Origin of the sequence: Ferruginibacter sp. (genome assembly GCF_049840995.1) — a bacterium.
Taxonomy (GTDB): domain Bacteria; phylum Bacteroidota; class Bacteroidia; order Chitinophagales; family Chitinophagaceae; genus Ferruginibacter.
On sequence record NZ_JASGIP010000003.1, the window covers coordinates 1,800,789 to 1,822,016 of the forward strand.

General features: G+C 42.5%; 22 protein-coding genes. 7 read left to right on the forward strand and 15 right to left on the reverse strand.

All coding sequences use genetic code 11. The features are described 5' to 3' along the window. Positions 1-21 precede the first annotated feature (21 nt). Both QM738_RS09535 and mscL read right to left on the reverse strand, forming a co-directional pair. Positions 22-918 carry a DUF3078 domain-containing protein gene (locus QM738_RS09535; protein ID WP_462276458.1) on the reverse strand — a complete coding sequence of 299 codons (897 nt, stop codon included), beginning with the start codon at positions 916-918 and terminating at the stop codon, positions 22-24. Positions 919-995: 77 nt separating this feature from the next. Then, complete coding sequence (gene mscL / locus QM738_RS09540; protein WP_462276459.1) at positions 996-1,373, reverse strand: large conductance mechanosensitive channel protein MscL; 378 nt, start codon at positions 1,371-1,373, stop codon at positions 996-998. 247 nt (positions 1,374-1,620) lie between these two features. Here mscL and QM738_RS09545 point away from each other — a divergent pair, with 247 nt between their 5' ends. Continuing rightward, positions 1,621-2,505, forward strand: coding sequence for a DMT family transporter (locus tag QM738_RS09545; RefSeq protein WP_462276460.1), 885 nt, complete (start codon positions 1,621-1,623; stop codon positions 2,503-2,505). A gap of 9 nt (positions 2,506-2,514) precedes the next feature. Here the strand turns inward: QM738_RS09545 and QM738_RS09550 are convergent, their stop codons facing one another. From QM738_RS09550 to QM738_RS09560, 3 genes are all read right to left on the reverse strand, one after another. Next, positions 2,515-3,396 (reverse strand): sterol desaturase family protein, encoded by an 882-nt coding sequence (locus tag QM738_RS09550; RefSeq protein ID WP_462276461.1) that lies wholly within the window; start codon positions 3,394-3,396, stop codon positions 2,515-2,517. Positions 3,397-3,506: 110 nt separating this feature from the next. Next, complete coding sequence (gene frr / locus QM738_RS09555; RefSeq protein WP_462276462.1) at positions 3,507-4,070, reverse strand: ribosome recycling factor; 564 nt, start codon at positions 4,068-4,070, stop codon at positions 3,507-3,509. A 127-nt stretch (positions 4,071-4,197) separates the two neighbouring features. Continuing rightward, on the reverse strand, positions 4,198-5,328 hold the full coding sequence (locus tag QM738_RS09560; protein ID WP_462276463.1) for a glycosyltransferase family 4 protein: 1,131 nt from the start codon (positions 5,326-5,328) through the stop codon (positions 4,198-4,200). 325 nt (positions 5,329-5,653) lie between these two features. On the opposite strand from QM738_RS09560, the gene QM738_RS09565 reads away from it, so the two are divergent. Both QM738_RS09565 and QM738_RS09570 read left to right on the forward strand, forming a co-directional pair. Next, on the forward strand, positions 5,654-6,487 hold the full coding sequence (locus tag QM738_RS09565) for a transketolase (RefSeq protein WP_462276464.1): 834 nt from the start codon (positions 5,654-5,656) through the stop codon (positions 6,485-6,487). A gap of 53 nt (positions 6,488-6,540) precedes the next feature. Then, positions 6,541-7,068: an RBBP9/YdeN family alpha/beta hydrolase gene (locus QM738_RS09570; RefSeq protein ID WP_462276465.1), complete on the forward strand. Its 528-nt coding sequence runs from the start codon at positions 6,541-6,543 to the stop codon at positions 7,066-7,068. A 4-nt stretch (positions 7,069-7,072) separates the two neighbouring features. Here QM738_RS09570 and QM738_RS09575 read toward each other — a convergent pair whose 3' ends face one another. After that, complete coding sequence (locus QM738_RS09575) at positions 7,073-8,302, reverse strand: FtsX-like permease family protein (RefSeq protein WP_462276466.1); 1,230 nt, start codon at positions 8,300-8,302, stop codon at positions 7,073-7,075. A gap of 34 nt (positions 8,303-8,336) precedes the next feature. Further along, positions 8,337-8,729: a 30S ribosome-binding factor RbfA gene (gene rbfA, locus QM738_RS09580; RefSeq protein WP_462276467.1), complete on the reverse strand. Its 393-nt coding sequence runs from the start codon at positions 8,727-8,729 to the stop codon at positions 8,337-8,339. Positions 8,730-8,793: 64 nt separating this feature from the next. Between rbfA and QM738_RS09585 the strand changes: the two genes are divergently transcribed. Beyond that, positions 8,794-10,611, forward strand: a complete 1,818-nt coding sequence (locus QM738_RS09585) for an ABC transporter ATP-binding protein (protein ID WP_462276468.1) — start codon at positions 8,794-8,796, stop codon at positions 10,609-10,611. Positions 10,612-10,622: 11 nt separating this feature from the next. Here the strand turns inward: QM738_RS09585 and QM738_RS09590 are convergent, their stop codons facing one another. Genes QM738_RS09590 through QM738_RS09605 form a run of 4 tightly spaced genes read right to left on the reverse strand, consistent with a single transcriptional unit; the run spans position 10,623 to position 13,349 of the window. Continuing rightward, positions 10,623-11,264, reverse strand: a complete 642-nt coding sequence (locus tag QM738_RS09590) for a response regulator (RefSeq protein WP_462276469.1) — start codon at positions 11,262-11,264, stop codon at positions 10,623-10,625. Position 11,265: 1 nt separating this feature from the next. Then, the gene (locus tag QM738_RS09595) at positions 11,266-12,042 is read right to left on the reverse strand and encodes a sensor histidine kinase (RefSeq protein ID WP_462276470.1); all 777 of its coding nucleotides are present in this window, start codon (positions 12,040-12,042) and stop codon (positions 11,266-11,268) included. Beyond that, the gene (locus QM738_RS09600; RefSeq protein WP_462276471.1) at positions 12,006-12,683 is read right to left on the reverse strand and encodes a hypothetical protein; all 678 of its coding nucleotides are present in this window, start codon (positions 12,681-12,683) and stop codon (positions 12,006-12,008) included. Before QM738_RS09600 ends, QM738_RS09595 begins: the two co-directional genes overlap by 37 nt. A gap of 9 nt (positions 12,684-12,692) precedes the next feature. Beyond that, positions 12,693-13,349 carry a hypothetical protein gene (locus QM738_RS09605; protein WP_462276472.1) on the reverse strand — a complete coding sequence of 219 codons (657 nt, stop codon included), beginning with the start codon at positions 13,347-13,349 and terminating at the stop codon, positions 12,693-12,695. 439 nt (positions 13,350-13,788) lie between these two features. On the opposite strand from QM738_RS09605, the gene QM738_RS09610 reads away from it, so the two are divergent. From QM738_RS09610 to QM738_RS09620, 3 genes are all read left to right on the forward strand, one after another. Then, positions 13,789-14,916: a hypothetical protein gene (locus QM738_RS09610; protein WP_462276473.1), complete on the forward strand. Its 1,128-nt coding sequence runs from the start codon at positions 13,789-13,791 to the stop codon at positions 14,914-14,916. Positions 14,917-14,994: 78 nt separating this feature from the next. Beyond that, positions 14,995-15,327, forward strand: a complete 333-nt coding sequence (locus tag QM738_RS09615) for a DUF1360 domain-containing protein (protein WP_462276474.1) — start codon at positions 14,995-14,997, stop codon at positions 15,325-15,327. Continuing rightward, a complete protein-coding gene (locus QM738_RS09620; RefSeq protein ID WP_462276475.1) occupies positions 15,317-15,568 on the forward strand; it encodes a hypothetical protein in 252 nt (83 codons plus the stop codon). The genes QM738_RS09615 and QM738_RS09620 overlap by 11 nt, the downstream gene beginning before the upstream one ends. 6 nt (positions 15,569-15,574) lie before the next feature. On the opposite strand, the gene QM738_RS09625 is transcribed toward QM738_RS09620, so the two are convergent. The 4 genes from QM738_RS09625 to ileS form a co-directional block, all read right to left on the reverse strand. Further along, positions 15,575-15,904, reverse strand: a complete 330-nt coding sequence (locus QM738_RS09625; protein ID WP_462276476.1) for a hypothetical protein — start codon at positions 15,902-15,904, stop codon at positions 15,575-15,577. A 63-nt stretch (positions 15,905-15,967) separates the two neighbouring features. Continuing rightward, entirely contained in the window at positions 15,968-16,315 is a 348-nt protein-coding gene (locus QM738_RS09630; RefSeq protein ID WP_462276477.1) for a VOC family protein, read from the reverse strand. 104 nt (positions 16,316-16,419) lie between these two features. Then, positions 16,420-17,295: a TraR/DksA family transcriptional regulator gene (locus QM738_RS09635; protein WP_462276478.1), complete on the reverse strand. Its 876-nt coding sequence runs from the start codon at positions 17,293-17,295 to the stop codon at positions 16,420-16,422. A 1-nt stretch (position 17,296) separates the two neighbouring features. Continuing rightward, positions 17,297-20,650 (reverse strand): isoleucine--tRNA ligase, encoded by a 3,354-nt coding sequence (gene ileS / locus QM738_RS09640; RefSeq protein WP_462276479.1) that lies wholly within the window; start codon positions 20,648-20,650, stop codon positions 17,297-17,299. Between the last annotated feature and the right edge of the window lie 578 nt (positions 20,651-21,228).

Genomic DNA, 21,228 nt, shown 5'->3' on the forward strand with positions numbered 1-21,228 from the left:
CATAACTATTCCACAATTCTTCTACAGTTTTAGGGTAAGCCCGATACCTAAAATCTCTTTCAATTGCGTTTTTTGTATGATATCATCGTCGTAGATCATATCCAGGCTGATGGTGGTGCCCAGCCAGGTATTGAACTTCATGGTTAACAGGTTGGTACAATACACATCCACATTCTGCGGGTTGCGTTTGTAATTGCTGAAAAGATCCAGGCGGCCGGCATAAGTGGCCCATTTTGCCAGCGCTTTAGTGTATTTGGCGGTAAGATAGGCGCCGATTTCGTTGTAAGTTTTCTTAAAGGCAGGCACGCCAAATTTATCCAGGGCAAAAAAATCAGGGTCCTGCTTGAATATCCAGCGGCTGGTAATGGGCGAAATGAATACCGAAAGATCGGCATTGGGCCGGTAATCCATACCCAGCGAAACCAGCAGCTTGCCGGGCGCTAAAAAGTTGGATATTTTGGTGTTCACCGTATCCGTATACGCAAAACCTTCCAGCGACTGGCTGTTGAAATTGACCAATGCGGCCGCATACCATTTTTTAGCCACCTGGTAACCGTATTTGCTGGTAATATCGATCAGGTCGTCTGTTTTACGGAACTTATTATAACTGGTGGCATTCTGAAAGCCCAGTGCCAGGTTAAAATAATTGTCCCAGGTATTCTTTCCCTTGCGGTAATTGATGCCATAATTAAAGATACCATTAACACCAAGCGTGTTTTGCTCGCCACCCGCAGCCCAGTTGCTCAGGCTGCCCTGGTTTAAGTTCAATACCAATGTGCCGGATTTTTTCCAGCCGTCTTTTTCGGCGCTCTTTACATCTTTGCCGGCGTCTTTCTGTAATTGCTTAACCGTGGCATCCTGTGCCAGTGCTCCGAATGCAAAACCTGAAAATGTAAGGGAAAGGATGATCTGTTTCATACTGTTAGTTTAATTAAAAATAAAAAGCATTGCAGTCGTTAGACAAACAATGCTTTATTAAGGTTGTATAAAACTACTTATTTTTTCAATGCATCTCTTATTTCCATCAGTAATGCATCGGTGGAAGAAGGACCTGCAGGAGGTGCGGGAGCTTCTTCTTTTTTCTTCATCGCACTGTTCATAGCTTTTATCATTACAAATAACACCAGGGCTATCAATATAAAATCAATAATGGCCTGGATGAGGATCCCAACCGGGAATACAGTATGCCCTACCGTAAAAGTAACTTCAGACATTCCTCCTTTGCCCATTACAAGACTGATTATTGGCATAATGATCGAATCAGTCAAAGCTGTAACGATCTTTCCAAAAGCGCCACCGATAATAACTGCAACTGCAAGGTCAACAATATTGCCCTTCATTGCAAACTCTTTAAATTCTTTCATGAATCCCATAAGTGTAATTTTTGTAGTTTAAAAATAGAATGATAAGCTTGCAAAGGGTAACAGCGGAAAATAAAGCTATATAAAAAAAAGCAGGATTGCAAACAATGTTGGTTAAACTAAACTTAACGGTTGCTTTTGTAAATGCAGTACTACAAGATCCTGTAGTACATCTTACAGTATGCATATCAGCATCTGCTAAATATTGTTCTTAATTCCATTTAAAAACTACAACTTTGCAACCTGAAATTTTAAATTTTTGAAACAAGGATTTTTTAACTGGTTCATTTTTGTAATACTCTCCATCATCTGGGGCAGCAGTTTTATTTTAATGAAAGAAGGATTGGTAAGTTTATCTGCTTACCAGGTGGCATCATTGCGCATCATATTCTCCGGTATTGTTTTATTGCCGGTGGCTATAAGGCATGCACCCTTGATACCACTCAATAAAATATTCACCATTTTTATGAGCGGTGTGCTGGGCAGTTTATTACCGGCTTATTTATTCTGCATTGCCGAAAGCAGTGATGGTATAGAAAGTGCACTGGCAGGCACACTCAACAGCCTTACGCCCATCTTTGTTATCATCACCGGCGCATTATTCTTTAAAAGCAATACCAACACCAATAAGGTAATTGGCATACTCATTTCGTTTACGGGTAGTATTTTATTGCTGCTTAGTAAGGGCCATTTAAAGGAAGGGCAAAACCTGCTCTATGTTTTTTACGTGGTACTCGCCACAATATTTTATGGCTTTAATGTAAATATGGTGCACAAGCATTTAAAAGATATAGGATCATTGCAGATAGCTGCGGTGGCGCTTACACTAAATGCCATACCCGCATTGATCGTGCTGGCGTTCACCGGCTACTTCAACCTGGAACTTACCAGTAAAACAGTTTTATGGTCAACAACCGCTGCTGCTATACTGGGTGTTTTTGGCACCGCAGTAGCTTCCATTATTTTCTATATGCTGGTAAAAAGAGCAGGGGCGGTATTTGCATCAATGGTTACTTATGGTATACCGGTAATTGCCATCATCTGGGGTGTTATTTACGGCGAAAAAGTAGGATGGAAACAGGTACTCTGCCTGGCTATCATTTTGTTCGGGGTATATTTTGCCAACCGTAAAGTAAAACAATAACTTACTGCATCAACGTTCCTGCCTCATTTCTTTTGCAGTTTTAGTGCTGCCATCATGGCTCCAGCCCGGGGGCATAAAAAGGTATTTGAGCCTTGTGCCCAGCGGCAATTTTTTGGAAATATCCCTGCCGATATTCTGCCATTCGTGAAAAATGAGTTTTAAAGGATGGCCATGGTTGGGCACCGGTTTGGTAAGGCCATATTTTACAGGCTCACTCTCCACTTCTTCCTGGAAACTGCCAAACAGTTTATCCCAGATGATGAGGCACATGCCCATATTCTTATCCAGGTAAATGACATTGCTGGCATGATGTACCCGGTGATGACTGGGACTTACAAAAACAGCTTCGAACCAGCGGGGCATTTTATGAATGTATTGCGTATGCACCAGTATGCCATAGGTTTGAGTAAGCGAATACATAAACACAATATCCACGGGCCTGAACCCTGCCAATGCCAGCGGAATAAAATATACAAAACGATATACCGGCTGTAATACCGACGAACGGAAACCGGTGGTAAGATTAAATTCTTCAGACGAATGATGCGTAACATGCACGGCCCAGAAAATGCGACAGTAATGATCTATACGATGCTCCACATAAAAAGCCAGATCTTCCAGTATAAATAAAAGAAACCAGTAGAGAAAAGGATTTTCAATGGCAAAAAAATGATGATCGAAACTCCATTGCAGTACACTGATATAAAATGCCCAGCGCAACAGCAGGTCCAGCCCCGCATTCACTAAAGTGAGGTAAACATTTTGTAAGGTCTCTTTTAAAGTATAGAATTTTTTATGCTGCCAGTTACTGAGTAAGATCTCCAATCCTATCAGCATTGCATACAGGGGAGTAGAAAGCAATAAGAACCATGTTTCCCTTGCATATTGCATAATGAATGTTGAATTTTATAATGTTGAATATCGAATATTTATAGAAAGAAGGTAATTACAATTGATCAAACTGTTTTCTACATTCGACATTGTATATTTTACATTCGCAATTATACTGCCATTATCTCTTTCTCTTTGGCGGCAAGATGTTTTTCAACCAGGGCAATGTATTTATCAGTAGTATCCTGTATCCTTTTTTCGCCATCCTTGCCAACATCTTCACTCAAACCATCCTTCTGCAGTTTTTTAATGGCTTCAATACTATCGCGGCGGATGTTCCTGATAGCCACTTTAGCATGCTCACCTTCGCCGTTACACCTTTTTACCAATTCCTTTCTCCTTTCTTCGGTAAGGGGTGGTAAAAACAGGCGTATCACCGATCCATCATTTTGAGGATTGATGCCGATATTGGCCATAATAATAGCTCTTTCTATCACCTGCAGCATATTCTTTTCCCAGGGCTGTACCGAAATGGTACGGGCATCTAATACAGAAATATTGGCTACCTGGTTAATGGCGGTAGGGTTGCCATAATAATCGGCCATTATACCGTCCAGCATATTGGGATTGGCCTTACCGGCACGTATCTTAACCAGCTCTGCCTCCAGGTGGCTGATCGCTTTTGTCATGGATGATTCTGTATCGCTGAGTATTTTATCTAATTCTGCAGACATATGTATGTATTAAGTGGGTGCAAAGCTATAAAAAAGAAGCGTTATTTGGTATTTGCCGCTCAATTAAAAGCATAAAAAAGCCTTAATATCATTGAATATTAAGGCTTTAAAAGAGGTGAACGGTTTATTAATCAGCTTCCACGCTTTCAGGTGCAAGCGAAAGTATCTTACGGGGTTTAATGATATTGTTGTTATTAACCGGCGGAATATTGGATACGCTTTTGTTTTTGGGGCGGCTGTAATAGATCACACCAATAAAAGTAAAAGCAGAGATCAGCAAAATTCCGATAGCGGTGGTAGCGCCCAGGCCACGGATAAAGTAAGCCAGCACTATAAAACCGATATTGGCAGTAACGCAGGTTAAAGTTACCATCCTGTGATTGAAACCAAGGTCCAGCAAGAAATGGTGAATATGCGTCCTGTCGGGGCTGAATGGAGACCTGCGGTCTAAGATACGCAGTGTGAACACCCTTAAAGTATCAAACAAAGGGATCATTAAGATAGCGAAACCGATGGCAGGAGAAGCTTCCAGTGCAAATTTATTGGCAGCAGGGTTACCTGCAACATTAATGAACTTGATCACCAGTATGGAGTTTACAAGGCCCAGCAACAGCGAACCGGTATCTCCCATAAATATTTTTGCAGGCGAAAAATTATAGATCAGGAAGGCAACGATACTACCGGTAAGAGCAAGTGCCATTACAGCGTAGGTCAATTGTCCTGCATAAAAGAAATAGATACCGAATACCAAAGTGGTCAATACACCCAGGCTGCCTGCCAGTCCATCCACTCCATCTATCAGGTTGAATGAATTGGTGATAACAATGATGGTAAATATGGTCAATACCACGCTGGCAATATGGGGTATTTCGTAAATACCTAAAAAGCCATGCATATTGGTCAACTGTACGCCTCCAAACCTGATCACAATACCTGCTGCAACCAACTGGCCGATGAATTTTTTGCTGGCAGACAGGATAAGAATATCATCCTTAAGCCCCAAAAAGAAGATAACGGTAGTGGCAGCTGCAAAATACTGTAGTTCGGAAGTGATGCCTGAGGGAACGCACATTAAAGTGGCGATAATGAACCCGGCAAAAATGCCTAAACCTCCTAAAGTGGGGATAACAGTTTTGTGAACTTTACGCTCGTCGGGCTCGTCAAATAACTTTTTGTCTTTAGCAACCTGTATTACGATAGGTATGGCAAAAAAAGTTATCAAAAAAGCCAGGGACGCACTAAGTAAGATATGTTCCATTCAAATTATTTAATGGCAATCATTATGGTACAAAAGTATTAAATATGTTTTAAGTAAACCTAATATTTTATAGAAATACTTATAATATTTAAGTAAGACGCTGCTTTAAACCAAAAAGTTGCCTGTTAAATTAATTCCGGATTTTTTAGACAAAAATGATTTCAGCCGGTTTTCTTTAATGAAATAACGAAGAAATTATAAACTTATTATTAACTATTTAAACAGGAATCAATTTTTTAGTTTTTCTATCGACTGATTTAAGTAGGTTTGCATCGAAAATTAGGTATAAAAACTTGCGATTGTTGACAATAAATTAATATTCCAGATGAATACATTACCGGAAATAGCATCACAGATCAGGAGGGATATTGTACGTATGGTACATGCCGTTCAAAGCGGTCACCCCGGCGGCTCTTTAGGCTGCACAGAATTTTTTACTGCGCTTTACTTTAATGTAATGAAGCATAACCCCGACTTTAAGATGGATGGGGTGGGAGAAGATGTTTTCTTCCTGAGCAATGGGCATATTTCGCCTGTATTTTACAGTGCACTGGCCCGCAGCGGTTATTTTCCTGTAAAGGAACTGGCTACTTTCAGAAAGCTGAATTCGAGGCTGCAGGGCCATCCTACTACGCACGAACACCTGCCGGGTGTACGTGTTGCCAGCGGATCGCTGGGGCAGGGTATGAGTGTGGCTATTGGTGCGGCTTTGGCTAAAAAACTCAATAACGATCATCACGTAGTATTCTCCCTGCATGGCGATGGAGAGCTGGACGAAGGACAGAACTGGGAAGCCATTATGTTTGCCGCCCACAAAAATGTGGATAATCTTATTGCCACCATCGACTGGAACGGTCAGCAGATTGATGGCCCTACCAAAAAAATAATGGGACTGGATAACCTGCGGGCCAAATTTGAAGCCTTTAATTGGGAAGTACTGGAAATGAACGGTAATGATATGGATGCCGTGGTGGCCGGTTTAAACCATGCTAAAAGCTTTGTAGGTAAAGGAAGGCCTATTGTGATACTGATGAGTACTATAATGGGTAAAGGCATCGACTTTATGGAAGGCAGCCACGAATGGCACGGTATTGCCCCCAACGATGAGCAGCTGGCAAAAGCGCTGGCGCAGTTGCCGGAAACCCTGGGAGATTATTAAGTCTTAAAAAATAGTAAGAGTTGGTTTACACCAACTCTTTTTAATTTATGACCATGACCAATTATTTTATTGTACCCGGCCTGGGCAATTCCGGCCCGCAGCACTGGCAAACTTTTTTTGAAAGCACCGGTAACAATTTCCGCCGCATCCAGCAGCAGGAATGGGATGCACCTGCCTGTAAGGATTGGATAGCAACTATAGACGATGCTTTATCGGGCTACGATCCGGCAACGGTGGTTTTGATAGGGCATAGCCTGGGCTGCTCCACTATTGCACATTGGGCAGCTACTTATAAAAGAAAGATCAAAGCGGCATTGCTGGTAGCACCGAGCGATGTGGAAAATCCGGCTTATACATTTCCTGCAACAGGTTTTACGCCCATACCATTACAGAAAATAGATTTTAAGACCATTGTAGTAGCAAGTGAAGATGACCAATGGGTTACACTGGAAAGGGCAAAATTCTTTGCTAACAACTGGGGCAGCGAACTGATCAATATCGGCAAAGCAGGGCATATCAATGCGGCATCGGGGCACTGGCAATGGCAACAGGGCCTGGATATTTTAAAAATGCTGGATTAAAATTCTATCTTAATTCAAAAGGTTGCTGTGCAGCTTTGCGTGCCGGGAACCAGGAAGCGCAGAAAGCAATGAGCAGGGCAGTTACGGCCACTAATATAAAATCGGTTGCTATTAATTGCACAGGATAATAATCCACCAAAAAAGAACCGCCACCGATCTTTATCAATTTAAATTTCAGTTGCAATAAACAAAGGATGGTAGCCAATAAAATACCACCTGCAGCACCAATACTTCCCAGCAACAATCCTTCGCTCAAAAATATTTTTAGAACAGCCGTGCGGCTGGCGCCCATACTCTGCAACACATTAATGTCTTTTTGTTTTTCCAGCACCAGCATGGTGAGAGCACTTACCATGGTAAATGCCGATACAATAAGGATGAGTGTAAACACTGCAAAGATGAACCAGCGCTCCAGCTTCATGGTATTGTACAGGCTCATATTCTGCTGGTAAAGTGTTTGCACTTTGTATTTGCTGCCCATTAATACAGACAATTTTTCCTTTGCCTGTTCAATATCAGCCTTGGCAGTAAGCTTTAATTCCAGGGCGCTGTATTCATTACTGTCCAGCCCCATTTGCTGTTTTACAAAATCAATATTGGTGATGGCGTATTTGTTATCAAAATCCTGCTGTATGGTAAAGATGCCGGTGGGTGCTACATTGCCTTCGCTGAGTGATTGCAATGGGTCACTGCTGCCGCTGTTCTTTTTGGGTAATATCACCGTAAGTTTCTCCGTGTCAAAAGCAGGATTGAGGCTGATGCCTGCGGCATATTGTATACCCGAACCAACTATCAGTCCCGGTTCATCCAGCGTACCGGTATTGAATTTACCTTTATTGGTTTTTGCAGCCACACCACACACTTTATCATAATTATCATCCACACCTTTCAGGTAGATCACTGTTTGCGATTCATCGGCGCCGGTGTTTTGCAACAGCGCTTTTTCTTCGGCAATTAAAGAATATTGCTGTACAAAAGGTTGTTGTTTTATTTGTGCAAGTTGCTGAGGTGAAAGCAGGAAAGTTTTTCCGGTGGCAGGTACAATTTTAATATCGGTATAAAAAGAAGCGTATAAGGATTTTACCAGTCCTTCAAACCCGTTGAATACACTCAGCACCAGCACCTGGCAGCAGGTGGCCAGCGCAATAGCGCCCACGGTAACCCATGCAATGATGTTGATGGCATTAGCGCTTTTTTTTGCTTTAAAATATCTCCAGGCAAAGGCTAAATACATGAATATATCAAAGTTGGTGGTTCAGGTTGGCCGGTTAGTCTTCTGCACTTTTTTCCTTGTCTTCCGAAGGATGCGGGGTTTCTTTGATCTCTTTAAAAAGCTTTTCTATCTTATCAACATACTCCAGCGTATCATCAATATAAAAACTCAGTTTGGGCATGCTCCGCAGCTGGTGCCTTACCCTTGCAGTCAATTCTTTTTTTATTTCGTGCGCATGCTCTTCAATTTTTTTGAGCGCAAGATCATTATCCTTTACTTTAAAAAAACTAAGGTAAATGCGGGCATCAAAAAGATCGGGTGTGATCTTTACACCGGCTATTGAAACCATGCCCCCATCGATCATATTCAAACCCAGGCGCTGAAAAATATCGCTCAGCTCCTTGTTCAACAGGCCGGCAACCTGCTTCTGCCTTTTACCTTCTAACATATTGTTTACGCTTTAATCGCTGTAAAATTAGTTACTTTGCCGTTTATATTTCTATTTATTACAAATGAGGCAATATTCCAGGGTCTTTAATTATCTGAAACAGTACAAAGCCGGCATAGCATGGTATTTTGTGAGCATTCTTCTTTCCATAGTTTTTGCAATTTTATCAATAGGTATGTTATTGCCTTTTATGCAACTGATATTTAATGTAGAACAGGCAGGCATTCCAAAAACCACCTCTAATAATCCCATTACAAGATTCATGACCGACCAGTTGAATGGGCTTATCAATGGGGGCGATAAATTTCATGCATTGGGTGTGGTATGTATCCTCATTGTGATATCTATTTTTCTCAAGAATTTCTTTCTTTATCTATCCTACAGGGCAATGGGACCTATCAAGAATGGTATTGTAACCCGTTTTCGTGTAGATATTTTTAATAAGATACTGGAACTGCCGATCGGGTATTTTACCGAACGCCGCAAAGGCGATATGATGAGCCGCATTACCACTGACGTAGGCGAAGTGGAAGCATCTGTGGTAGGCACACTGGAAGGTTGGGTAAGAGATCCGCTGACGATCATCATCAACCTGTTCTTTTTATTTTATATCAGCCCTTTACTCACAGGTGTTATATTGTTGTGTATTCCTGTTATGGGTTTTGTAATAGGCCGTATCAGCAGGTCGCTAAGAAAACAATCAGGTATCATTGCGGTAAAAGCCGGTGAAACCATTTCCACCATTGAAGAAACGCTGGGTGGTTTAAGAGTGATAAAAGCATTCAATGTAGAAAGAATACTGCGCAACAAATTTTCCAACATCAGTTACGATTGGGAAAAAGCAAGAAACAATGTGGGCTTTCGCAGGGATCTTGCATCACCTGCAAGCGAAATGATGGGCGTGGCCATCTTTGCAGGAATACTATGGTTTGGCGGAAGACTGGTATTGAGTAAAAGTGCGAGTCTTGGCCTGGATGGCGCTTTGTTTTTAACCTATATGGGATTGTTCTATAACATTATCGATCCTGCAAAATCCATCTCCACTGCGTTCAGTAATATGCGCAAAGGAGCAGCTGCTATCGACAGGATAGAAGAGATCATGAATGCACCTGTTACAGTAGAAGATAATCCTAACGGGAAAAAAATTGAAACATTTACAGATTGCATTGAATTTAAGAATGTAGGATTCATGTATGAGGATGCTGTGATATTAAAGAATATCAATTTAAAGATCCCGAAAGGAAAAACAGTAGCGTTGGTAGGCAGCAGCGGGGCTGGTAAATCCACGCTGGCCGACCTGGTACCCCGCTTTCATGATGCTGGCAGCGGAGAGATATTAATTGATGGTATCAATATCAAAGATTATTCGCTGGAATCGGTAAGAAGTTTGATCAGCATTGTTACACAAGAACCTATTTTGTTTAATGATACCATTGCCAATAATATTGCTTTGGGCATGAACAACGCCAACGCTGCGGAAATTGAGCAGGCAGCTAAAGTAGCCAATGCACATAATTTTATCATTACAAAAGAAGAAGGATACAATACCAATATCGGCGACAGGGGTACTAAATTGAGTGGTGGAGAAAGACAACGCATGACCATTGCAAGAGCAGTTTTAAAAAACCCGCCCATCCTCATTTTAGATGAAGCCACTTCTTCGCTGGATACAGAAAGCGAACGCCTGGTGCAGGATGCCATTAATAATTTAATGACCAACCGTACTTCTATTGTAATTGCACACCGCTTATCTACCATCCGCCATGCAGATGAGATCATTGTGTTGCAAAAAGGGGAAATAGTGGAAAGAGGAACACACGACAGCCTGTTGTTACAAAATGGTTTTTATAAAAGGCTGGTGGATATGCAGGAAGTGAAATAACAGGCCCGGTATCAGTTATAACCATTTTTCATAGCATATACGGCTAATCCCACTCTTGTTTTCAATCCCAGTTTTTCGAATAGGCTATCCCGGTAGCTTTCTACTGTACGGGGACTGCAGAACATTTTTTCGGCTATCTCTTTATAATTCATTTCGGTAACGGAATACTGCAAAAACTCTTTTTCCCTAGCTGTAATGTCGATCCTGCTGCTATGTACAGCACTCTCGGAGCTAAGGCTCATGAATACTTTGCTGGTTACCCACTCAGGATAGTAAGATCCATTTTTTACCAATGAATCCAATGCTTTCTCCAGCTCTGCGGGGTGTACATTCTTCAATAAATATCCTTTGGCGCCATAGCGGATCATTTTTATAAGACTTTGTTCGTCATCCTGCATGCTCAGTGCAATGGTAAGTACTTCGGGGTGCGCTTCCTTAAGCCACTGCGCTGTGGCAAAACCATCCATTACCGGCATACTGATATCCAATAGCACTATATCAGGAATGTTCTTCTTTACCTTTAATTTATCCTGCAGCACTTTACCATTCTCGCATTCATACAATACATTGAATTGTTTAAAATTTTCAATGATACCTGCAAGCGCTTTTGCAATGAGAATATGATCATCAACTATTACAATGGAGTGTTGCATGCTATAAAGGTATGATTATGTTTAACGCTGTGCCTTTACCAATTTCACTTTCCAGCCGGCAGCTGCCGCCTATCAATGCGGTCCTCTTTTTTATATTTGCCAGCCCGATCCCCTTGCCTTCAGTACTGGTTGTTTCAAATCCTTTACCATCATCATTAAGGTCAAGTTCTAAAGTAGTATCACCTGTTTTTAATACAACATAGATGTTCCTGCAATCGGCATGTTTGATACTGTTCTGCAAAAATTCCTGCACTATCCTTACCAGTATACTTTTTGTCTGGTAAGGTAAAGCAATATTATCCCGGCTGCAGGTAAAATGGGCATTACATTTTTTCAGGTTATTGATCTTATCGCATTCCTGCTGCAGCAATTCCGTGATGCTGTTATTATCAATACTGTCGTCAGTGAGTGATTTTGATAACTGTCTCAGTTCAGCCAGCGATTCGTTGATGATATGGCTGATGCTTTCGATCTTATCATTGATCTGCGGCGCTTTGTTTTCATAAGCAAGCTGTTGCGTATACAGGCTGGCAAGGGTAAGTTTCTGGCCCACATTGTCGTGTATCTCCCGGCCGATATGCTGCATCGTTTGCGTTTGCATTTCCAGCTGGGTGGATAAAAGTTCCTGTTGATGTTCTCTTTTCATTTCCTGTTGTTCTTTGATATTCAGCAATCTTCTTTTACGATATTGGAATATGTAAATAATGATACCGGTTATAAGTGCCAGCACTACAACCAGTGTCAGGGTGATGAAGATCTGTATTTTATATTTGTCCATAATAATCCGGCTGCAAACAAAAGATACATCAGTATGTTGAGGCATATCTGTATCTGCCAATATACATAAAAACTGCTTTTGTCTGATTGGTATAAGTAGTTATAAAATGCAAACAAGGGAAATGATCCCAGGTAATAGATCAGTAATGCAATGGCTGCCCAGAATGAAAAATGCCGGTAATACTGCAGCAGTTGATCCGTCTTGATGAACTGCAATAAGAACATAAGGATCACCACCAGTAATAAAAAAGTATTGACGATATACGAGAGAGAAGAAAAGAAAAAACGTTCATCTTTTAAGAACGTCAGCTCAATTACCTGTGCCAGTATACCGGTGATTGAAAAAACAAAACATAGCTGCCACCTTTTTTTGGAAGGCATGAAACTGTATAAGAACCAGATATTGAATAAAAATTCTACCGGTATCACCAGGTAATTGTACAGTATCACATTTTCCGTTTTTAGCTGCGACTTTGCAAAGTAATGGCCCAACTGTTCGCAGGCAACAATAAAGGCGAGGTACACAACAAAGTACCTCACCCTTTTATCTGTAATGAATATCCACGCAATAAGCCCCGCCACCAGCGCAACCATCTCGCTGTAGTTCAGTAGTTCCTGTAAAAAGATAAGCCGCTGTTTCATCGGTACATTTTAAAAAGCATTGCCACTGTTAAGATCAGGGGGTATCAGGTTGCCATGATTTTGTCCATCAGGATCGCCGGTGAACTCAAAGAATATAGTAGTAGGTTTGGCTGTGGCGGAAGTATCGAAAGGGCCACGGCAAATACGGCTCATGGGATCAAAGTCGTGATGCATACTGTCTCTTGGGTCCCAATAGGTTGGTATCATGAACACGGTATGATGCCCTGCATACCTTGCTTCCGGTGCTAATCCCGGCGTTTTCCAGATCGGGTCTTTTGCTTCGGGGTAGCGGGCATAATATATACGGATGCCCAGGCTGTCCCTACAATTCTTTTTACATTGATTGGATTCTATGATCCAGATGAATTTCTTGATGGTTTCCAGCGAGAACCAGATCGACCTGGCATCTTCACTACCGGTATTGTTACCATCTCGCCAGATAAAATTCTTGGCAATATCTTTCTGGTAATTATCTGCAATCTGCCTTGCAAATACCGCATTGATCTTACCACTCCACGAACCGGCCTCATAATCTCCGCATAGTTTATTCTTACATTGTTTCTCCCATAAGGCCTCATCCGCTTTTTTGATATCGTCGTGATTGCAGGACAGGAAGAAAATAACTGCCAATAAAAGCAGGTTGCATAAGATCAGTATCTTTTTCATGTTTGATTTTTTTAAGTGAAAGAATATTGCTTTCAAATGTATAGCAAAACACTTCCTGCTGCAATAGCCTGAAAAGGGCATTTTTCTTTCCTGCCCAGTAACTACCTGATAAAGGAGCCGTTATAAAAAAATTGAACACTTATTTTCCGTGTAAAGAACAGCGTATATCCGTTATTTAACGGGTTTTGATTTCCGTTGCAAATGCTGCAGTTATGTTTGATGGCACATTGATTTCACGTTGCCCGTTTTTCATCTTTGTGTTGTGCTTTTCAAATCAATCATGCATGACAATTTGATAAGATAAGCCTGCTGCTGCAGGCGGTTCCAGGCCAAAAATACACTCAACTTAAAACTCCTGTTGAAAGATTGTAATGCTCCGGTAACCTGGGTCACTGTTGCAGTATAACATCCCATTTTTTCAAAATCAAAACGGTAAATTATGCCAAACTCAATCGATTTTAAACTGTTAAGCGATGCTGAACTTACCAAAGAATTCGGTAAGGTAAAACTCTTTAAAGCAGATCAGCCAAAAACTGCTGTTACAACAGCAGCACTCAAATCAAAACTTAAAGACTTCCAGGGCAAGCAGGCGGCACCCACAGATACAGTAAAGCTGGAAAACATTACTGCTGTAAGCCTGAATGCTGCCGCGGTGGCAAAGATCCGTGCCATCAATGAAAGTACCACACCAACGGCAGAAGCGCTGGCCGGCCAAAAAATGGATCCCTCAAAAGTGATCGGCACTTTGTTCTCCTCTGTAAGCACGCTTGAATTCACCAAAATGGAATCCGAATTCAAAACACGTATGGCAGCTGCCACCACCGCTGCTGCAAAAGCAAAAGTGCAGGGCGAGTGGGATAATGTTGTAAAAGCGGGCAGCCAGGTATTTGCTTCAGCAGGATTAAAGAATGTAAAAGAATCCGACCTGCGTAAATTTTCGCAGGAGCTGGTGGCAAGTAAACCCAACTTTAATGCCATTGTAAAGATCGCCAACTCCGGTGTGGCGGTAGCAGGTGTACCTGCCGCAACGCTTACCGGGCAAACTGTTTTAAAAGGCGGCTTTGTTCCTCAAACAGGTGTATTGATCGACAACTCCGTTGTGGCTACATCTATTGCCAACCTGTGTTCTGTACCTTTTAAAGAAGGAACCTTTACCAAGCATTTCAGTAAATCCTTCAGCCTTACCGTACGTATCCCTTACTGGTGCCCCAGCTGGACCAATCCATTCAGGGTATGCCACAAGAATGTGGTACTGGCGGGCGCCAGTTTTAGTGTAGACGTAAGCGTTGGGTACAGGGTTACCTGCTGCGGTGCCACTGCATGGGGCAGGGCAAGTGCACAGGCCTGCGCCACCCTGGTGGGGATTACTTTCTGTGCTGGCTGTACCGCTACTATCACCGGTGTGGCTGGTGTGGGCAGAACCACATCGGGCAGCAACTGTACCTATGGTATCGGTATCAATGCACAGCTGAAATGCACTTTTGGCGGTATCACCGTACTCAACCTGCAGGCGCCATTTGGCTTCAACGTAACTGGTCCATGCCCACCTGCCGGTTTCTGTTCTTAATGACTGGTTAGTAAATGTTCACACAAAGCAGGGTGAACGTGTTAACCCATTTTCATCCTGTTTATTTAATCTAAGGTCATGCTTTTAAAAATAGATCCCGGTAATGCACTCTGGTTGTTGATTTCCATACTGGTGGTATGGCGGCTCACTACATTGATCTGCTATGAAGCCGGGCCTTTTAATTGCATTACCAAACTGCGTTGGTTATTTTATAAACTTAAAATGGGAAGTTTGATAGAATGTTTTCATTGTGCTGCAGTATGGCTTTCCATGCTTACAATCATTACGGTGTACCATATGGAGTGGAAAAGCATTTTTTTGATTTTCGCTGTTGCAGGCGGCGCTTCCATTATAGAAAAGATCACACTTTATTTTTCAACAATCAAACAAGATACAGATCATGAGCAATAAAACTATGTGTTGCGGCGCCGTAGTAAGGCGCCGGATAGCAGCAGAAAAGATCCCTGCATTACCTAATCCAAAAGTAGCGGGAGGAGTGGCAGTAATATATGTGGGATCGGGCAATACCAGTTTTAAAGGAACTGTTTCCAGGGAAACATATTATGCATCCGATCATAGCAGGCATTTTAAAGTGCATGCAGACGATGCGCCCGGTATTTTAAAACAGCCCTATATCATCCTTAAGCCATAAGGACGATCAGGCCTTCGGCTTTTTCTTTCTCAATAAGCCCACTACCAACACCACCAGCATGGCGCCGCCAAATGCCAGGCGAAAATACATTTGCTGTGTTTGTTTACGTTCCTGTTCCTTACGGGCAGCCATAAACGAACTCATGTTGCGGGCCATCTGTTCGTTGGTACGGGCCATTTCGATAGAATCGGCGGCGTGCATACTCCTGGCAATGGATTCGTTGAGTGCTGCAGTAGAGCTGTCGAGCTTTGCCATGTTCTCCTTTAATTCTTTTTCGTTTACCTGTGCAGTAAGCGATAGTGAGAACAGCAGGCAGATCAGTAAAAGGTACTTCATCTTTTTTATGTAAAAGAACAGCTGAAATGCAGGCAGGGCAATACCGTTAAGCGGGTATTTTGTTTAAGCGCCTTCAATAAGGCCCACAGCATTACCCCAGGGGTCTGTAACAGTGGCCACTTTAATACCACCACCGGTATCGGTTACCTGTTCGTATAATGCAGCGCCTTTTGCAAGCAATGCTGCAACAACTGCTTTAATATCATTCACCGCCCAGTAAGCAACAGTTTGATTGCCTTTTGTCTGCTCTCCTTCCACGGGATGCAGGCCCAGTTCGTGGCCATTGATATCAAAACCAATATAAAAAGGTTCATCAAAATAGGGTTGTATACCGGTAACGGCTACATACCATTCTTTTGCCTGCTGCATATCGGGCACATAATAAATTACTGTGCGGAGCTTATTGAACATGAGGAAAGATTTTCAGTTGAATGAATGAAAGTATGCCAAGGTAAAATTAAAAAAGGAGAACAATGATCTGTTCTCCTTTACTTATTCATGAATATTTTACCTGGTTATTTTGCGGAACCCATTTTAGCTTCAATGCTAAGGGTGGCATGCGGTACGGCACGTAAACGGGCCTTATCGATCAGTTTACCGGTTACACGGCAAATACCATAGGTTTTGTTCTCAATACGCATCAATGCTTTTTCCAGGTGATCGATGAAAGTGATCTGGCGGCTGGCCATCTGGCTCAGTTGCTCCCTTTCCATGCTCATACTGCCATCTTCCATGGTCATGTAACGGGCATCATCATTATCACCACCCATTTCATCCTTGCGGGTGATCAGTCCCTGTAAATAAGCCAGTTCTTTTTTAGCCGATTCCAGCTTGCGCTGTATCAGTTCCCTGAACTCTGCCAGGTCAGCATCGCTGTACCTTACGATCGGAGCTCCCGGGTCGTTCTTAGGCTGGTCCAGTACCGATTTGGTAAAATCAGGCTGGTATTTACGGGTGGTTTTAGTAGTTATTTTTGGTATTACTACTGGTTTGGGTGGCGCTACTTTAATATCTTTTGCTTTTATTGCTGCTTCAGATTTTACAGGAGTAGCGGATTTTGCTGCGGCCGGTTTCACTTCCGGTTTCGGTGCTTCAACTTTTTTTGCCATAGGTTTTTGTGCCGGTGTTTTAACAGGAACCGGTTTTTTTGATACTGGTTTAACTATTGGTTTGGCGGCCTTTTTTACAGGAACCGCTTTTTTGGCTACTGGTTTAGGAGCCGGCTTTTTAGCCTTTGCTGCTGCCGGCTTGGCCTTTGCAACAGGTTTTACCGCTTTTTTTGGAGCAGGTTTAACGGGCTTTTTTGCAGGTGCAGCCTTTTTAGTGGCCGCTTTAACAGGTTTAGCAGGCTTTTTTGCTGCAGGTTTTGCAGCTTTCTTTTTAGTTGCCATGTTATGATCCTTTTTTTATAACGTTCACATTTACAATGGATTCGTTAATTTCAATAGCGTTACCATCGTTAATTTGAGGCAAAAACTCGAGGGAATCTGCCAAAATTTCGGCGCAAATATAAGATTTATATTCACTAAAAGATGCCTGCAGGTCTGCATTTGCAGATACTTTTACAATTATTCTGTCAGTAAGATTAAAGCCACTTTCCTTACGGATATTCTGCAATCTGTTCACAAATTCACGGGCATCGCCCTCTTTTTTCAGGCTGTCGCTGATCACGATATCCAGGGCCACAGTAAGCGGACCTTTTGCCGCCACTTCAAAACCCGGTATCTCGTCGGTGGAAATTTCCATGTCTTCGGCCGTGATATACACCGGCGCCCCGCCCTTTGCCACTTCATCCGCATTCAGCAGGTACTCGCCCTCCTGTACCTTTTCGATCATCGCATTATCAAATTTTGCTATCTCTTCGGCCGCCCATTTCATTTTTGGCCCCAGTTTTTTACCCAGGGTCTTAAAATTGGCCTTTGCTTTTTTGCGGATGAAATTATTATCATCGGCCAGCATTTCTATCTCCTTGATATTCGTTTCTGCCTTAATGATATCTTCCACCAGTTTTATCCTTTCCACCATTTCTTTATCGATAGCGGGGATAGAAACTTTCTGCAGTGGCTGGCGTACTTTGATATTTACTTTTTTGCGCAGCGATAATATCAGTGAAGAGGCATCCTGTGCCAGCTGCATTCTTTTTTCCAGTTCTGCATTCATCACCGCTGCATCTGCCTGCGGGAATGATATATGATGCACCGATTCGTTTGCAAAGCGGTTGCTTACTTCATTTAAATTAACAAACAACCAGTCGGCAAAGAAAGGCGCAACAGGAGCGATCAGTGCAGCAATGGTTTCCAGGCATTCGTACAAAGTTTGATAAGCGCATATCTTATCCTGCTCATATTCACCCTTCCAGAAACGGCGGCGGCATAAGCGCACGTACCAGTTACTTAAATGAGCGTCCACAAATTCTTCTATCGCACGGCCCGCCTGTGTGGGCTCGTAATCGTCCATGTACTGCTGTACCGTTTTTATTAAAGTGTTTAAAGAAGATAATATCCATTGATCGATCTCCGGCCTTTCTTTAACGGGGATATACGCTTCTTTAAAAGCAAAACCATCCACATTGGCATACAGCGCAAAGAACTGGTAGGTATTATATAATGTACCAAAGAATTTGCGTTGCACTTCCTGTATACCACCAATATCAAATTTCAAGCTGTCCCATGGGGACGCATTGGTGATAAGGTACCAGCGGGTGGCATCGGCGCCGTATTTATTAATGGTCTCAAAAGGATCCACCACGTTGCCGAGGCGTTTGCTCATCTTGTTACCATTTTTATCCAGTACCAAACCATTACTCACTACAGTTTTGTAAGCAACAGAATCAAATAATAAAACACCCAGCGCATGCAAAGTATAGAACCATCCTCTCGTTTGATCAACACCTTCGGCAATAAAATCTGCAGGGAATGATTTTTTGAACTGTTCTTTATTTTCAAAAGGGAAATGCCATTGCGCATAAGGCATGGCGCCACTGTCGAACCATACATCTATCAGGTCGGGCACCCGCTTCATGGGTTTGCCGGCGGCAGATACCAATGTAATATCATCCACATAAGGTTTATGCAGATCGAGTATGCCATCGTGTAAGTAATGCTTATTGGTCTCACCGCCCAGTACTTCGGCAGCTTTTCTTATTTCGCTGTTCAGTTCTTCAATGCTGCCGATACATTTTTCTTCCTCGCCATCTTCCGTTTTCCAGATGGGCAGGGGAGTACCCCAAAAGCGGGAGCGGCTCAGGTTCCAGTCCACCATATTTTCCAGCCAGTTGCCAAAGCGGCCGGTGCCGGTGGCAGCAGGTTTCCAGTTGATGGTCTTGTTCAGTTCCACCATGCGGTCTTTAACAGCGGTGGTCTTGATGAACCATGCATCCAGCGGGTAATAGATTACCGGCTTATCGGTACGCCAGCAATGCGGGTAAGTATGTTCGTATTTTTCTACTTTAAAAGCACGGTTCTCTAATTTTAATTTAACGGAGATGTCAACATTCACATCCACATAACCTGCTTCATCTTTATAATCTTTTACATAGCGGCCGCTGAATTCGCCCACGCCCTCTACAAATTTTCCCTGCTTATCAACTAAGGTTAAGATACCGAGGTTGTTCTTCTTTCCCACTTTATAGTCATCCGCACCAAATGCAGGTGCAGTGTGCACGATACCAGTACCATCTTCGGTGGTAACAAAATCGCCCAATATAACGCGGAATGGTTGTGCGCCTGGCGTTATTTCGTGTATCTTATCTAAAGTATTTGCTTCGGAAGGGAGCAGCTGTTCATACTCTACACCATCCAGTTCGCTTCCTTTAAATTCCGAAAGAATTTTCCAGGGTATTAATTTTACTTCGGCAGAATAATTCTCCAGGTCACCATTCTCGCCCTCTGCTTTAAAGTATTTATGTAATAATGCTTTCGCAAGAATTACATTAACAGGAAGATGAGTGTAAGGATTGAAAGTTTTTACCAGCACATAATCAATATTCGGCCCTACCGTTAATCCAAGGTTAGAAGGCAGTGTCCATGGTGTGGTGGTCCATGCCATCAGGTATACATCGCCATCAACATTCTTTATTTTGAATTTTGCATTCTGTATAGCTTTGAACATCACCGTAGCACTCGTATCCTTCACATCTTTATAGGTGCCCGGCTGGTTCAACTCGTGCGATGATAAACCGGTGCCCGCAGCAGGAGAATAAGGTTGTATGCTCACACTCTCGTACAGGTAACCTTTTTTATATAACTCACTTAAGCACCACCACAGTGTTTCGATATAATTATTTTCAAACGTGATATAAGGATTGTTCAGGTCCACCCAATAACCCATCTGCTGGGTAATGCTGTCCCATTTATCTTTAAAGCGCATCACCACTTCGCGGCACTTTTTATTATAATCCTCCACGCTTATTTTCTTGCCGATATCTTCTTTGGTGATACCCAGTTCTTTTTCAACGCCCAGTTCTATCGGCAGGCCATGGGTATCCCATCCGCCCTTGCGCTGTACCTGGAAGCCCTGCATGGTTTTATAACGGCATACCAGGTCTTTTAAAGTACGGCTGATAACGTGGTGAATACCGGGCATACCATTGGCGCTCGGGGGGCCTTCGTAAAAAACAAACGGGGTCTTTCCTTCCCGCAATTCCACGCTTTTCTCAAAAGCATGGGCCTGGTTCCATTTTGCCAGGATCTCCTCGCCTATAGAGGGTAAATTCAACTGGTTGTATTCTTTGTATTTGCCTGCCATAAAAAAATCCGGTCTTGGTCAGACGGGGGCGCCCGACCCTGTTAAAAAATAAGGCTGCAAAGGTAGTTAAAATAGGCGGTGCGCCGCGTTACTAATTAAGAACTAAAGGCTACAGCGTTTTTTGCGATGACCCGTGCACACGGCTTTTACGCCGTAGTTTTTAAGCAAAATGGATAGTAAAAATACGGTCGTACTTATTTGCTAAACAAGGGGTTGTAGTAAAAATTCGAGAAAAGTACACAAGTCCGGTGAGTTATCCACATTTTGGGCTATTGGCATAATATTGGTAATTATTCAAGCGAAGGATTTGTGAAAGAGGGCTGATCAAAGGCCGGCATCACAAACCTTTAAAAAACAGAATAGTAGTTTCCAATTCCATTGAAAGTAACTTTTTTCCAATACCGTTGAATAAAAAATATTTAACACGAATGCGTTTTAATTTTTTGCTGGTTTAGGGTTTTATTAGGGTAAAGACGGGGGTAGTCTTGCTCCCGTCACATTTTTTTATTCTAATAAAACTTACACATGGTTCCGTTTTTAGCAATCCATATCCAGGAAAAGACAAAAAATTGCGATTC

Excerpts from the sequence above, each read along its gene's own strand:
- QM738_RS09635 (WP_462276478.1), bottom strand. The coding sequence starts at position 17,295 with ATGGCAACTAAAAAGAAAGCTGCAAAACCTGCAGCAAAAAAGCCTGCT.
- QM738_RS09620 (WP_462276475.1), top strand. The coding sequence starts at position 15,317 with ATGAGCAATAAAACTATGTGTTGCGGCGCCGTAGTAAGGCGCCGGATA.
- QM738_RS09630 (WP_462276477.1), bottom strand. The coding sequence starts at position 16,315 with ATGTTCAATAAGCTCCGCACAGTAATTTATTATGTGCCCGATATGCAG.
- QM738_RS09595 (WP_462276470.1), bottom strand. The coding sequence starts at position 12,042 with ATGGACAAATATAAAATACAGATCTTCATCACCCTGACACTGGTTGTA.
- rbfA (WP_462276467.1), bottom strand. The coding sequence starts at position 8,729 with ATGTTAGAAGGTAAAAGGCAGAAGCAGGTTGCCGGCCTGTTGAACAAG.
- QM738_RS09585 (WP_462276468.1), top strand. The coding sequence starts at position 8,794 with ATGAGGCAATATTCCAGGGTCTTTAATTATCTGAAACAGTACAAAGCC.
- QM738_RS09575 (WP_462276466.1), bottom strand. The coding sequence starts at position 8,302 with ATGTATTTAGCCTTTGCCTGGAGATATTTTAAAGCAAAAAAAAGCGCT.
- QM738_RS09550 (WP_462276461.1), bottom strand. The coding sequence starts at position 3,396 with ATGCAATATGCAAGGGAAACATGGTTCTTATTGCTTTCTACTCCCCTG.
- QM738_RS09615 (WP_462276474.1), top strand. The coding sequence starts at position 14,995 with ATGCTTTTAAAAATAGATCCCGGTAATGCACTCTGGTTGTTGATTTCC.
- QM738_RS09565 (WP_462276464.1), top strand. The coding sequence starts at position 5,654 with ATGAATACATTACCGGAAATAGCATCACAGATCAGGAGGGATATTGTA.
- QM738_RS09570 (WP_462276465.1), top strand. The coding sequence starts at position 6,541 with ATGACCAATTATTTTATTGTACCCGGCCTGGGCAATTCCGGCCCGCAG.
- mscL (WP_462276459.1), bottom strand. The coding sequence starts at position 1,373 with ATGGGATTCATGAAAGAATTTAAAGAGTTTGCAATGAAGGGCAATATT.
- QM738_RS09560 (WP_462276463.1), bottom strand. The coding sequence starts at position 5,328 with ATGGAACATATCTTACTTAGTGCGTCCCTGGCTTTTTTGATAACTTTT.
- QM738_RS09590 (WP_462276469.1), bottom strand. The coding sequence starts at position 11,264 with ATGCAACACTCCATTGTAATAGTTGATGATCATATTCTCATTGCAAAA.
- QM738_RS09600 (WP_462276471.1), bottom strand. The coding sequence starts at position 12,683 with ATGAAACAGCGGCTTATCTTTTTACAGGAACTACTGAACTACAGCGAG.
- frr (WP_462276462.1), bottom strand. The coding sequence starts at position 4,070 with ATGTCTGCAGAATTAGATAAAATACTCAGCGATACAGAATCATCCATG.
- ileS (WP_462276479.1), bottom strand. The coding sequence starts at position 20,650 with ATGGCAGGCAAATACAAAGAATACAACCAGTTGAATTTACCCTCTATA.
- QM738_RS09605 (WP_462276472.1), bottom strand. The coding sequence starts at position 13,349 with ATGAAAAAGATACTGATCTTATGCAACCTGCTTTTATTGGCAGTTATT.
- QM738_RS09610 (WP_462276473.1), top strand. The coding sequence starts at position 13,789 with ATGCCAAACTCAATCGATTTTAAACTGTTAAGCGATGCTGAACTTACC.
- QM738_RS09535 (WP_462276458.1), bottom strand. The coding sequence starts at position 918 with ATGAAACAGATCATCCTTTCCCTTACATTTTCAGGTTTTGCATTCGGA.
- QM738_RS09625 (WP_462276476.1), bottom strand. The coding sequence starts at position 15,904 with ATGAAGTACCTTTTACTGATCTGCCTGCTGTTCTCACTATCGCTTACT.